We start from the raw sequence: 14,190 nt of genomic DNA on the forward strand, positions 1-14,190 counted from the left end.
AGAATCTACCCAATTATCGGAAAGATTTAGCTTAATCCGGGAAAGATTTTTTAGAAGGTAAACATGAGCGAGACTGTTCTTTATTCCATCGAAGATTATACGTGCATAATCACTTTAAATCGACCCGAAAAACGAAATGCAATTTCTAGAGAATCACTCTATCAGCTTATGTCACATATCGAAAGGGCAAACAAGGATCCAAAAATTCGAGCGTTAGTACTTAGCGGAGAAGGTTCCGTATTCTGTGCTGGAGCCGATCTGAAAGAAAGAGCAGACATGTCCGAGAAAGAAGTACATAAATTTCTGGACCAAGTCGGTAAATGTTTTCTGGCTCTGGAAAATCTTCCATTCCCAACAATCGCTGCATTGGATGGAGATGCTTATGGCGGCGGATTAGAAATGGCTCTCTGTTGTGATTTTATTCTGATGAGTGCAGAAGCAAAAGTAGGCCTTACTGAAACTGGACTTGGAATTATTCCTGGAGCAGGTGGAACCCAAAGACTTCCGCGTAGAGTAGGAAAAACAAAGGCATTAGAACTTATTTTGACTGCTTCTGTTATAGATGCCCAAACCGCACTGAATATCCAACTTGCTAATTCAATATGGCATGATTCAGCATTTATGGCGGGAAAAAAATTGGCTTCTTTACTTTCCGAAAAAGCACCTATCTCCTTAAAGCTTGCTAAAGCAGCTATTAGGGAAGGTGAAGGAAAAGATATACAAACCGCCTTAAAGATAGAAAGGAAACATTATAATAAGACTTTAAAAACAGAAGATAGGATAGAAGCCTTAAAGGCTTTTCGAGAAAAAAGAAAACCGGAATTTAAAGGAAAATAGAACTCCGAAAAAGGGAGGCGAGACACAAGGCCGACCCGAAAATAGGCAAAACAAGGAAGCTGGAATACGAATGATTCTAACGGGTAAGGAAATTAAAAAAAGATTAGAGAAGGACATCATCATTGATCCTTACTCCGACAATAGATTAAATCCAAACTCTTATAATCTAAGGCTTCATAACGAATTAGTTCGTTATACAGAAACTCCATTGGATATGAAAAAATCCAATCCTTCCGAAAATCTGATTATCCCAGATTCAGGGTTACTCTTACAGCCTGGAGTTCTTTATTTAGGAAGAACCTTAGAATACACTGAAACACATAATCTTGTCCCGATGTTAGAAGGTCGTTCTTCTATCGGTAGATTAGGAATGTATGTGCATGTGACTGCAGGATTCGGAGACGTGGGATTCAAAGGATTCTGGACCCTTGAAATTTCAGTCATCCAACCTCTAATCATTTATCCGAATGTGGAAATTTGCCAAATCTTCTATCACACAGTAGAAGGTGAGATCACTGAATACAAATCAGGCAAATACCAAGGCAATAAAGGTATCCAAACTTCTATGCTTTATAAGGATTTCGAGAACGGAAAATATTAAACTTCTATTAAGAAGCTTTTCTATCTCTTTCAATCAGCCTTACTAATTTCTGAGCATTCTCGTCTTCTGGGTCCTTCTCTAGAGCTAAACGAGCATATTCCAATGCTAGATCAAATTGTTCTGTCTGACGATATAAGTCAGAAAGATTGATCAGGTTCATGGGATTGTCCGGTTGGAGTTCCTCCATTCTTTTGGCAGCTAAGATGGCTTCGTCCATTCTTCCGATCCTACGATTTGCCAAAGAAAGATAATACCAGTATTCTACCAGATCAGGATCTGATCCAAGATACTTGTTCAGAACTTCTACAGCCTTGCCGTAGTTTTTACCTTTAAAGCTAAGAAGTCCAAGTAGCTTGGTCACCTTAGTGTTTTGAGGATCTGATTTGTACAGACCCTCGAGCGCACCTAGAGCCTCGCTTAAACGGCCGCCCATATAATCTTCTTTTGCTTTTTTATAGATGAACTTCCAATCGAAAGGATCTGCGATCTCGTCTTCTTTTCCATTTAGTTCGGGAGAAGTAACGGGTGAGTATTCAATTCGAAGAAGAGAAAGGTCATCAGTTAATTCTCCTACTTTGAGAACTTCTTCTTCTATCCTTTCCAGATCACCTTGGCCTTTCTCCACCATTTGTAAGAAGAGCATCTCATCTTCATTGATTGTGCGAACTTCTTTTTCAGGAGTGAGATCCAAGTCGTCCTTACCGTCAGAACCAACAATCAATACATCGCCTGGCTCTAATCTTCCGGAATGGACCTTGAACTCGTATTCGGAATCCAGACCAATCTTTCTAAGAGTAAGTCCTGTTTCTAAGAAACCAGCTCTTCCATCTCTATACATTACTGAGAAAGGGTGTTCCGCATTGAAATACCAGAATTTACCAGTATCGTCTTCTACAACGATAAATGTTCCGGAGATCACCATAGATCCGTTGAATGATTTGAAAACGGACTGCATCTCTTTATAAATTTCCGTTAAAAACTCAGAAGGTGTGGTATCCAACACTCTATCATTTGCAGCGGATCTGGCAAGAATGGAGTTAACAACAACTCCCATTACGAGAGAGCCTCCCGCTCCTTGCATGGACTTACCCATCGCATCTCCATTCATCGCGAAAGTGTAACGTTTATAATCGTTTTCCTTTCCGAGACGAAGATTTCCGGTTACACAAAGGTCACCACCCAAATCCGCATGTTTACCTTTGAACTCAAATTTTTTCTTTTGGCGAAGAATAAAATCAGTGCTTACCCTTGGAGATTTATTCGCATTATAAAAAAGAGGTTTTGCTAATAGAGAAGTTAAGAAATAATCCCCATCCTGCTGTACTTTAAGACGTTGGAGTTCCTCCATCTTTTCTGAAAGTTCTCTTGTTCTTTCTCTTACCTTAGTAGCCAAATGTTCTGCGTAATCTTGGAGTTCTCCTCTAGCTTTTCGGATAGAAGTTACCATGCTATTGAATGAGTCGGATAAAAATCCGATCTCATCCTTTAAGTCCACTTTTACTTCAACGTCCAAAGCGCCTAAGTTTACCTTCTCCACCCCGGACAATAGCCTATTTAGCGGAGTAACTAAACTTTGTCGGAAGAATAGAGGGAATACGAAGAATACAACAATCAAAACCAAACCCAAAATCAGGGTTTGTTTTGCTGCAGTTGGGTGCATAAATTCTCTATACTTGCGGTAAGAATAACCTACTTCGCTGACCACATCCTTCTTCACATCATAATGAATGTAAGTTACGAAATGTTGGTGTTCATCCAAACTTTTTCTGTAATGGCGATATAATGCCGGCTGGAATGGACGGAAATATAAAAGAACTTCTGCCTTTAAATGTCCTATCAGCAAATCCTTTTCATCAAAAGTACAAGTCCCGTCCTTCTCCTTCCATTTTTGAAGAAGATGTTCTTTGAACGGAATAACTCCTTTGTTCCCGACACCTTTCAGATAGTTTCTGCCGTCTACACAGAACTCTTTCGGGAAAATATAATCCAGTTTGTTAGAAGTTACAAAGACAGCAGTGTTTAGAGTGCTCAGATGATCGAATAATTTTGTTTTTAATTCTTTCCCCTCCAAATTTGGATAATCATCCAAAAACCTCAGGATCGCAGCTTTGTATCCGCTGAAATATTCGTGAGTATCTTTTAGAGTCTTCTTAACTGAGTCCCTAAAACCTTCTTCTGACAAAAGTTTCATATGCTCGAAGATAATCGTGTTCTTAAAGTCGATCTCTAATTGAGGAAGTCTCAGATCGTATTGATTATCATAGCGGGAATAATCCACATTCTTGGACCCACCTTCCCACTGAACGATATATAACATCTCAGGGATTTGTTTCCCTCCCTCGAGTGCTCTAGACATGTTCACAATACTTTTGGTATCATATTCAGCTTCTTTATCTTGGTTAGAAATAAAAACCAAAGCCTGCATGATCAACATCAATGTCACAAAAGTGATCCCTACAATCTTGACCATAAAAGTGGTTTTTTCTTCACTGAAGTTTAAGAAGATTACGAGGATCAAAAAGATCCCTAATGTCATTAATAGAACGATAGACGTTAAATAAGTAGAACGTTCAATCCAACCGTCTCGGCTGAGAATATTCGTAAGTGCAGGGACCACACCGCCTGCAAGTAGTGCTGCCATAAAGCCGCCGATCGCAAATCGGACCCTTCCTTTTGTTTTGGTCATTCTATAAATCGGAATGATCAAAAAGGAAATTAAAACGAATAGTCCTATCAAAACTGCAATGATAGAAGAAGCTTTCTCCGCATTAAAGTCCCAATGGTGTGCGGTGAAGTGATATTTTCTAGGAGAACTAAGGGTAATATAGTAAAAATAGGAAATTCCAATAGCTGCGACTACATACATCCCAACCGTTAGGTTTCGATTTATTTTGGGATTCGCATGTCCTGGATAACGTGCTAAAAACTGTCCCAGGTGAATAAGCGCAGGTAAAATAAACCCAACGGTCAACCATCTGTGATAGGCGGCCATCGGGTTGTATAAGAATGCCGCAAAAAAATATCCGGAACAGAAGAATGAGAAAAACAGAGCGCCTAATGCAAGATGCATTGTGCTTGAAGATTTTTCTTTTAAGAAAAGGAAGAATAAGGAAGTGCAAAAGAACGCTAAAATCGATAGCAAGCTTCCGAAAGAATAATAGTTCAGCAGAACATCGTTTTGTAAGATTGAAGAAATTTCCATGCAACCAATAGGGGACCGAATTCGCGACTTTGTAACCCGTATCAATCGGGCTTCAAGAGCTGGTCCCTTGAGACAAGCTCTTATAAATGGATTATATTAAAGCTGGAACCGATCAGATCAAATCAAAAAAGAAATTCGCCTAGAATTCACTGTTTTGTATAACGAATGCAATGCAAAAATCAAGCTTAAAGTTTTTCTATGTCTTGGATTTTCGTAAAAGAGTTGGGAGTATAAACGCTGTAAGGTCCTGCTTCCACCCAACCTTGTAGGATCTTATTCCAATCTTTTCTCTGAACCTTATTCAGGATCTTGAAAACTAGTTCTGTATTCAACATTTCAGAAGAAGCCACCTGCTTCAGAAATGATTTATAACCTTCGTAGCCAAGTTCTTTGTGAATGATGAATTGAGTGCGGATTGACTTGGAGTAAAACCAGGGACCCAAAGCTGGATTGGAAAGATGAAAATCCTTGGAAAGAGGAGGATCGTTTTTAGGGACTGCTTCTGTCAGACTCCATTCTTCTGTTACTGATTGGAGTTCATCCGAATCGAGTTTCAGATAACCTCTTTTGGACAAAAGATAAGGCAGATAAGAAACGATCCCTTCGCTTAACCAGGATGGTTCAGTAAAATAATAATGTCCCAACTCATGTAAAAGTAATGCTGGATAGCCCGGAGGCACTAAGCCAAGTTCCATAAAGATCCCGAGTTCTTTTCCCAATTCTCCGGATACATTATTATATCCTCCCACTCTGGTTCCGTTCAGAAAGACAGTGTCCTTTAAGACCAAACGAATCTTATCTTTTTCAGAAGAAGGAAGAGTTTTAAATATAAGAGAAGATGCCTGATGGAATGGGATCCCTAAATAGGATTCATACGCATCTAAGATCTTCTTTGTTTTTTCGAATGCGTATTTGTCCCATTCTTTGAGTTCAGTTTCATTTCGAACTGATAACCGAATCTCTCCTCCTTTTAATCTAAAGGAGAAGTTTGACTCATTTGTTTTTGAAGACTTCTTATTTTGAGAAAGAAGTGAGGGAACCAAAAACAAACATGCGGAAAGTGTTCCGATCCGCATCCATAAAAAGAATCTAGAGAGAAAGCCGTTGATCAACGATCTCTCTCTATCAAACGGATCAATTTATGAGCGTTTTCGTTCCCCGGTTCTTTTTGTAATACTTTACGAGCATATTCTTCTGCTCTATCATACATTTCCATCAAACGATAGATATCAGATAGATTGATCATATTGGAAATATTGTTTGGATCGATTTCCAAAAGTTTCAAACTCGCAGTCAAAGCCTGATCATATTTACCCATCTTCTTGTTTGCGATGGAAAGATAGAACCAATACTCATGAAGGTCCGGATCAGTTCCAAGATAGTTATTTAGAACTTCTACAGCGGTGCTATAATCTTTGCCCTTAAAGCTCAAGAGTCCCAAAAGTTTATTCAGCCTTTGGTTAGCACTATCATGCATATAACCCGTTTTCAGAAGTTCTAATGCTTCGTCCAAACGTCCGGTTTTATACATTTTCTTTGCATCTTCATAAACGGAATCTGTATTTAATGCTTTGTCGATATGATCGGAAGACTCGAAAATTTCTTCGATCTCGTCACTTTTAGGTTCTCCTTGGAACTCTATCTTTAGAAGAGAAAGGTCATCAGTAAGTTCCCCGGTTTTACGGATCTCTGTTTCGATATCTTCGAGATTTGCTTTTGCAGTTTCCACATGTCGTAGGAACAACATCTCATCTTCGTTGATTGTGCGGATCGTCTCTTCCGGAGTTAGGTCCACATCGTCCCTACCGTCTGAGCCAAGGATGATAATATCACCTTTTTTGAGTTGGAAACTTCTTACCTTAAATTCGAATTCTGAATCCAGACCTAATTTTCTTAGTGTCAATCCGTCTTCGATAAAACTTGCCTTTCCATCTCTATACAGTACTGAGTAAGGGTGCTCAGCGTTGAAATACCAACATACTCCGGTTTCATCCTCTACAAGATAAAGAGAAGCAGAGATGACCATTGATCCGTTGAAGGATTTGAATACTGCATGGATTTCGTTATAAATTTCAGTCAGCCATTGTTCAGGAGTTGCATCAAGAATCCTGTTATTTGCTGCGGAGCGAGCAAGAATGGAGTTCATAACAACTCCCATAACCAGCGCTCCACCCGCACCCTGCATGGATTTACCCATCGCATCACCGTTCATAGAAACTGTATAACGTTTGAATGAATCAGGACGTCCTAATCTAAGATTTCCTGTGACGCAGATATCCCCGCCCAGATCGGAATGTTTTCCTCTGAACTCGAACTGTTTCTTTTGGCGAATGATAAAATTAGTAGAAACCAATTTGGATTTATTCGCATTATAGAAAAGTGGCTTCGCTAATAATGAAGTTAAGAAGTAGTCTCCATCCTGCTGCACTTTTAGGCGTTGGACTTCCTCCATCTTCTCCTGAACTTCTCTAGTTCTTTCACGAACTTTTTCTTCCAGGTTTTCTGCGTAATCTTGGAGTTCTCTTCTGGCCTGCTTGATAGAAGCCACCATCGCATTGAATGAGTCTGCTAAGAATCCGATCTCATCTCGGACCTTGACTGGAACCACTACATCCAGATCTCCCTTGTTTACCTTTTCCACCCCAGAAAGAAGGCTATTCAATGGATCCACTAAACTGTTCTTGAAGAAGAGTGGAAACAACGCGAGTACGATAAAGATTACCGCGAGCAAGATTCCAGTTTGTTTCACTGCTGTTGGGTGCATGAATTCTCTATATAATCTATAAGAGAATCCAACCTCGCTCATTTGTTGTTTTTCAGGTTGGAATTTCATGAAGGCAACGTAATGCCCTGTTCCATCTTGGCTTCTTCTGTAGTGGCGAGTTTCGCTAGGTTTAAAATATCGGAAATATCTCAGAACTTCGGAACGAAGCTGAGATTGGTCTAAGTCTTTTCCATCCCAAAGACAATCTTCCGACCAATGGGAGAAAATTTCTTCTTTAAAGCCGAACTCCGAATCTCCTAATGCATTTACGAAATCTCTTCCCTTTTTGCAAAAAGAGCCTCCTACAATTGCCTCGAGTCTGTTCGTAGCAACGAAAGCACGCTTATTCCATTGTTCTGCACTTTCTAAGATCAGTTTTTTAAGCTCCGCGTCGGAGAGGTCTTTCTTTTCTTCCAATAATTTTTGGATAAAACGTTTATAACCGCCAAAGTAAGTGTGAGTTCGATCTAAAAGTAAACTTAAAGATTTTCTAAATCCTTCTTCCTTTAAATTACGGATCTCTTCGTAAGTGGTTACGTTCTGTAAATCTGCTTCGATCTCTTTCAGATTTAATTCTTTGTTCGGATCATATTCTGAAGAATTCAAACTTTCCTTGGAATCATCCCAATGAAAGGCGTATTCTATATCTCCAGATTTTACTCCATTCTCCAAAGCTCTTTCGATATTCACCATACGCAAACTGTCATATTCTGCGTCTTTTTCTTGGCTGGAGATATATACTAATGCCTGCATGATCAAACAGATCGTAAAGAGTGTGATCCCTACAATCTTAACCATAAAGGTAGTACGTTCGGCACTATTATTGATGAATGCTATGACTAAGAATGAGAACGCAGTTAAGAACAGAATTACGTTCGAAGTCATGTACGTAGAACGTTCCATCACTCCGTCTCGGCTGAGAATGTTTGAAATATTCGGATAGATCGCAGCGATCAAAAATCCAATATTAAACATAAGAAGAGCAATCCTTCTCTTATCTTTGGTGATTATTACCCTCCAAGTTGGGACGACAATAAAACCTACAATAGAGAATATTCCAATCACTAATGCAAGATAACGGCTAGCATCAAACGCATTGAAGTCCCAATGATGGGCAGTGAAGTGATAAATTTTCTCAGATATATACGTAAAATATATGAAAAAGCTCACAGTAATTGCAGCAACAGAATGCTCTGTGAGCAAAACCCATCTAGCAATTCGTTGGTTGCTATTTCCCGGAAACCTTAGTAAGAACTGAGTGAAATGGGCGAGAGCAAATAGAATGAATCCACCGGTCATCCAGCGATGGTAAGCCGCAATCGGATGATATAAGAAGGCAGCTAAGAAGTATCCTGTCTCGAATATTCCCAATAGCATAAAGCCGATCCCAAGATGAGTGGTAGCTATGGTCCTATTCTTTAGGGTAAGAAAGAAGATCCCGAGGAATATGGTGGTCAAAGTGACCAATAAACTTCCAAACGAATAATAATTAAAGAGGACTAGGTCCCAAGAAATCGGATTTAACCCCATAAACTCCTGTAGGCTCTCGGACGCCCGGATGATCGAAACTGACTTCAAACCGAATTTTTTATTTTTAGTTTACCGGTTCCGGAATACATCTTCAGAACAGGTAAAAAATCGGCTAAAGCCTTCACTATCATTTTGAAAAGGGAAAAATCAATAGAAAAATAAGAATGCGACTCCTATTCTGTCAAGTATGTCCGCCGACTTGAATCAAAACTTTCCAAAAGCTATTAGATTTCTTCCTTTAGAAAAACTCTGGTTCAGAGTTTTGTTAGGTTTGGTATCCGGACTTTTAGTAGGCTTATATCTAAGTCCTGAAAATTCGCTGGTAGACCAAGAATATTCTAAGCCGATCATTTCTTGGTTAGGACTTCCGGGTCATTTTTTTCTAATCTTATTGCAGATCATCATGATCCCCTTGGTGTTTTGTTCCATCGTTCTGGGAATTCATGCTGGAGAAACTCTAGATAATCTGAAAAGTTTCGGACTGAAAGCATTCTTATACTTCGTATTCACCACAATATTAGCCGTATCAATCGGAATGATCTTAGCAAGCACGGTCAAACCGGGTAGTTTCGTAGATCCGGCAGGGATTCCAAGAGTGCAGGTCCCAAACAAAGTATCTGAATCTTCGGGTACTATTTCGGTAGAGAAGATCCCAGAGTTAATACTTTCAGTTCTTCCGAGAAACCCATTCCAAACATTTGCAAACGGAGATATGTTAGGGGTAGTTTTACTCGCGCTATTGGTTGGGATCGCAATTCTTTCTATAGAACAACAAAGCGCATCACATGTTCTTCCTGTATTTCAGGCTATATTCAAAACCAGTATGATATTCGTACAATGGGCAATGAAAATCGCACCGTTTGCTGTCTTTGGTCTGATCGCGCAAATTACTGCTAAAATCGGCCTCAAAGTTTTATTAAGCTTAGGAGTGTATTTTCTCACTGTGCTTGGCGGACTTGTTTTAATTCTCATTATGTATTCAATTATACTAATGCTTGCAGCAAGAAGGAGTCCTATTTGGTTCTTTAAACAAGCTGGAGAAGTGCAATTACTTGCATTCTCTACTTCCAGTTCTGCAGCAGTTCTTCCTTTTTCATTAAAAACTGGAATAGAGAAAATGGGTGTCTCTCGAAAAATCGCAGAGTTCATTCTGCCTTTGGGAGCTACAGTAAATATGGATGGAACTGCACTTTACCAAGCGGTCGCCACAATATTCTTAGCTCAAGTTTATGGAATAGAGTTAACGACAACCAATCTTGTATTTGTGCTTATCGCAACTGTAGTGGCTTCTATCGGAACTCCAAGTACTCCAGGACTCGGTATAGTAATTCTCGCATCTATTTTAGCGGGAGTAGGAGTTCCTACAGAAGGAATCGGAATCATTTTAGGAGTAGACCGTATTTTGGACATGTGCAGGACCACTGTAAATGTCACAGGAGACTTAGTAGCCTGCAATGTTTTCCAAAGTATAGAAAATAAGAAGCGATTGAGCACTTGAGCCTTCTCTTGGAAAAAAAATTTCTTACTCTTACATTCTTTAATATAATCGCAAACTTAACTGTTCCCCTTACTAGCTTCGCTGATATTGCGGTGCTAGGTCAGTTGGAATCTCATACATATGTAGCCGGCGTCGCACTATCCAACGTAATATTTGATTATTTGTTCTGGGGATTTTCATTCTTAAGAATGAGCACAACAGGTCTTACGGCCCAAGCCGAAGGAAACGAAAACGCAAAAGAATCCTTTCAGATACTTTTACGATCTTTATTACTCGGCCTCGGGATCGGTCTTTTGATTCTGCTTGCTCAAACTTATTTGGAAGAATTAGGATTTTCTGTTTTGGAAGGAGATAAAGAAGTAAAATCCGCTGGAGGAGAATATTTTAAATCCAGGATCATCAGTGCACCGGCAACTCTTTGTAATTTCGTTCTTACTGGTTGGTTTTTAGGAAGGTCCAAAAGTGCTACAGTATTAGTGGCGACTGTAATTGCAAACCTGGTCAATATAGGATTGAATATTTGGTTTATTCTATTTTTAGATTGGAAAGCTTACGGAGCCGGTTTCGCTACTTCGATTAGCCAGTACCTGATGTGCGTATTCTTCCTTGTATTACTATTTAAGGAGAAGGATCGCTTCTTACAGATATATCATGAAATACAGATCTTTTCTCTGAAAGGATATACATCTCTTCTATCTTTGAATTCGGATATAATGATCCGGACCTTACTTCTGATCACAACATTCAGTTTGTTCAGAAATTATAGTTCTGGGTTGGGATCAGAAACATTAGCTGCAAATGCGATCCTTCACCAATTGATATTGATCGGAGCATTTTGGATAGATGGTGCGGCGATCGCAATGGAAACAGTTGCAGGAAATCTAAAAGGAAATAATAATTCAGAAGGCCTTAGAAAGATCCTAAAAATGGCGATCGTTTCAGGGTTTGGGATTTCTTTACTCTTTTGTATTTTAATTCTTCTTCCTGCCGAATTCTTATTCGAATTATTTAGTAAGTCCAAACCTGTCGTCGCACTTGCAAAAGAATATGGTTATTGGATCGCACCGGTTCTGCTCTTTGGATCTTTTGCCTTCATATTCGATGGTTTCTTCTTAGGAATTTCAGAAGGTAAAATTCTTCGAAATTCAATGATCGTGAGTTCCATCGTATTTTTCTTTCCAATTGCCTATTGGGGAAAGCTTCAAAATAATAATCATATACTTTGGCTTTCACTCTCTTTCTATATGTTAGGAAGAGCGATCACACTTGGAATTGGTGCCTATAAGAGATATTTTGTAAACAGGCAAAAATCCTTTAGTTAGAAGAAAGATCAGTTCCTTTAGGAAGAAGAGTAACTTCTATCTCCGCAGGAAGTGGTTTCCAAATTTCAGAATCCTTTGCTTTGAATAAAATGGGAGAAGGTAGAGCAGCCCAAGCCTCACTACGGAATAGATCTACCATTTCCTCTCCCTTTTGGTAAGCACGCGAAGATTCAATCTTCTCCGGTTTTACACTGGCAAGAGGCACCCAACCGAAACTCGGAATATAAATGTCCAGAGTATCCTTGAAAGAAGGATTCGAATTTCCTGAAAATACCAAACTTCTCACTGGGCGAACGGGCAAACCTGAATCCAGCAAAGACTTTTTCAAACTGTCCCAATCAGAACGGAATAATCTCGCATCGAAAATTTTATCTAAGAAAAAATTCCCCGCCTTCTCTTTTACAGAAACCCTATTTTTAGTGAATGCTGCCAAGTCGGTGGGAATCTCTTCCTTCTTCTTTAAGAAATCATCCAGGACGTAATATCGAACATTAGTCGTTCTTGCTTCGAAATGGTATTCTAAAGTTTGGGGACCTTTCGGATCGTCTATTCCCAATTTTTTAGAAAGAGCACGAACTCCCATCACCATATCCCCTTTAAATTTGGGGTCTTTTGTTTTTAGATTCCTTATCCTTTGGTGTTCCGTTGTAGGAGGAGGAAGAAGTCCTAAAGCTCCACCAACTAATGTTGCTTCATCCAAAGAATATTTGATCTTAACATTGATAAGATAAGTGGCCTCGCCTGAAGCAAGAAATCTATCAGTTTCTACAAAGGAGATTTTTTTGACTTCTCTAGTAGTTCTATCTACAACATAGATCCTGCTTCCTAAGATCGCAATACCTCGTATATCCTTAGAAGGAGAACGAATCGATCCAGTGATCTTTCCGCTAGTAGGATCATATCTATATACGTTTCCGTCAGAAGAATCTGTGATCCAGAGACTATCTCTTGCAAAACAAATATCTTTTGGCTCGGACCTATCCGTTAAAAAGCCACCAAAAAAACTTTGGGTTCCTTTATCATAAACGGAAACCTTTCCAGTTTCGGAATCCAGAATATACAGATAATTTTGAAAATTCGCAATCCCACCTATCTTATCTATTGGGACCTGTATTCTTTCAGTAACTCCACCAGTGTTAGGCTCCACCTTTAAAACGACCCTTTTACTTGCTACGAATAGTTTACCTTCTCTCGGATCGAAGTTCAAACCTGCAATGAATGGAATTCCTAGATTGAAAGCTTCTTGTCTACCGCTTGGATCCACACGAATGATCGCTCTTCTTTTGCTATCAGCGAACCAAAAATTTGTTCCGTCGTAAGAAAGACCGTAAGGACTTTCGGTCAATTGAATGTCTACATCACCTTCTTCTTGTGAATGGACAGAAAGAGAGATTATTAGAAAGAGTAGTATAGAAAGTTGGAAGATCAGTTTTCTCATTTTGAAAATACTTCGAGTAGAATATTCCAGAGATCTTCTCCTAAACTGCTCTTAGCTCCAGAAGAGGATACAACAGTGATCGGAGAGATCGGAAAAATAAGCAGGAAGGATAATAACATACCCCAGCCAAATATCTTTCTAAATTTACCGATTGGATAAGAAGCATCCGGGACAAATGGATGTTCTACTCTGATGAAATAGTAGATGAGCAATCCCCATAAGATCCACGAATAATTCCAAAGAGATAGCAAAAGAAATGCGGAAAACAAATAGTAGATCCACTTTCTATAACCTTCTCCTGCTAATGAATAAAGAACATGACCTCCGTCTAATTGACCAAAAGGTAAAAGATTTAATGCAGTTATCAGAAGTCCTACCCAGCCTGCAAACGCAAGAGGATTGTATTCTACGGTAAAGAGAGAAGAGTCGAACGGGCCTAAAATTTTCTGAGACAGTACGTAAGTGAAAATGCTGTCTCCGAAATGAATATCCATCAGCTCTGGATGGGCATGCAATATTACAGTTCTTTCTGCGAGAGAAACTAATTGAGAATTATATAATCCGATCACAAGACAAGGTATAGAAAGTACCAAACTCATCACAGGTCCCCAGATCCCTATATCGAATAATTGAATCTTATTTCGGATAGGTTCTTTGATACGTATCACAGCGCCCATTGTTCCTACGGGAGAAAATGGAACAGGTAAGAAATAAGGAAGAGTTGATTTGATCCCATAATATCTGGCGGCTAAGTAATGCCCCATCTCATGGCAAAATAAAATCCCAAGAAGAGAAAAGGAATAAGGAGTTCTAATACGAAAGATCTCTGAGATTGTTGCGAAGTTTAAATACGGGATCTTGAATATATCATCCTGAAATGTTAAAGTAAAAAAAGTTAGAACGAAAAGAAGTACATTCCATCCGTATGACGATCTATTCAATTTTTTAGACCGTTTTCCTTTAGATTCCGACTCAGGCACTTTCCCAAAATGATTCCT

Annotated in this window: 9 protein-coding genes; 4 read left to right on the top strand and 5 right to left on the bottom strand. The window is 39.2% G+C overall.

Going from position 1 to position 14,190, the window contains the following annotated elements; translation table 11 throughout:
* Window positions 1–63: 63 nt before the first annotated feature.
* The gene (locus B1C82_RS10655) at window positions 64–837 is read left to right on the top strand and encodes an enoyl-CoA hydratase/isomerase family protein (RefSeq protein WP_086447555.1); all 774 of its coding nucleotides are present in this window, start codon (window positions 64–66) and stop codon (window positions 835–837) included.
* 70 nt (window positions 838–907) lie between these two features.
* Entirely contained in the window at window positions 908–1,438 is a 531-nt protein-coding gene (dcd, locus tag B1C82_RS10660; protein WP_086447556.1) for a dCTP deaminase, read from the top strand.
* A gap of 7 nt (window positions 1,439–1,445) precedes the next feature.
* Here dcd and B1C82_RS10665 read toward each other — a convergent pair whose 3' ends face one another.
* The 3 genes from B1C82_RS10665 to B1C82_RS10675 form a co-directional block, all read right to left on the bottom strand.
* Window positions 1,446–4,640 (bottom strand): SpoIIE family protein phosphatase, encoded by a 3,195-nt coding sequence (locus tag B1C82_RS10665; RefSeq protein WP_086447557.1) that lies wholly within the window; start codon window positions 4,638–4,640, stop codon window positions 1,446–1,448.
* Between the two features lie 185 nt (window positions 4,641–4,825).
* The gene (locus B1C82_RS10670; RefSeq protein ID WP_086447558.1) at window positions 4,826–5,752 is read right to left on the bottom strand and encodes a hypothetical protein; all 927 of its coding nucleotides are present in this window, start codon (window positions 5,750–5,752) and stop codon (window positions 4,826–4,828) included.
* Complete coding sequence (locus B1C82_RS10675; RefSeq protein WP_086447559.1) at window positions 5,749–8,934, bottom strand: SpoIIE family protein phosphatase; 3,186 nt, start codon at window positions 8,932–8,934, stop codon at window positions 5,749–5,751. Before B1C82_RS10675 ends, B1C82_RS10670 begins: the two co-directional genes overlap by 4 nt.
* Before the next feature lie 187 nt (window positions 8,935–9,121).
* On the opposite strand from B1C82_RS10675, the gene B1C82_RS10680 reads away from it, so the two are divergent.
* The gene (locus B1C82_RS10680; protein ID WP_086447560.1) at window positions 9,122–10,432 is read left to right on the top strand and encodes a dicarboxylate/amino acid:cation symporter; all 1,311 of its coding nucleotides are present in this window, start codon (window positions 9,122–9,124) and stop codon (window positions 10,430–10,432) included.
* Window positions 10,429–11,754, top strand: coding sequence for an MATE family efflux transporter (locus B1C82_RS10685; RefSeq protein ID WP_086447561.1), 1,326 nt, complete (start codon window positions 10,429–10,431; stop codon window positions 11,752–11,754). The genes B1C82_RS10680 and B1C82_RS10685 overlap by 4 nt, the downstream gene beginning before the upstream one ends.
* Here the strand turns inward: B1C82_RS10685 and B1C82_RS10690 are convergent.
* Both B1C82_RS10690 and B1C82_RS10695 read right to left on the bottom strand, forming a co-directional pair.
* Window positions 11,747–13,192 (bottom strand): Vgb family protein, encoded by a 1,446-nt coding sequence (locus tag B1C82_RS10690; RefSeq protein WP_086447562.1) that lies wholly within the window; start codon window positions 13,190–13,192, stop codon window positions 11,747–11,749. The two genes, B1C82_RS10685 and B1C82_RS10690, sit on opposite strands and share 8 nt — an antisense overlap.
* A complete protein-coding gene (locus B1C82_RS10695; RefSeq protein WP_086448561.1) occupies window positions 13,189–14,133 on the bottom strand; it encodes a site-2 protease family protein in 945 nt (314 codons plus the stop codon). Before B1C82_RS10695 ends, B1C82_RS10690 begins: the two co-directional genes overlap by 4 nt.
* Window positions 14,134–14,190 lie beyond the last annotated feature (57 nt).

The sequence above is a fragment of the Leptospira venezuelensis genome (genome assembly GCF_002150035.1).
Lineage (GTDB): Bacteria > Spirochaetota > Leptospiria > Leptospirales > Leptospiraceae > Leptospira_B > Leptospira_B venezuelensis.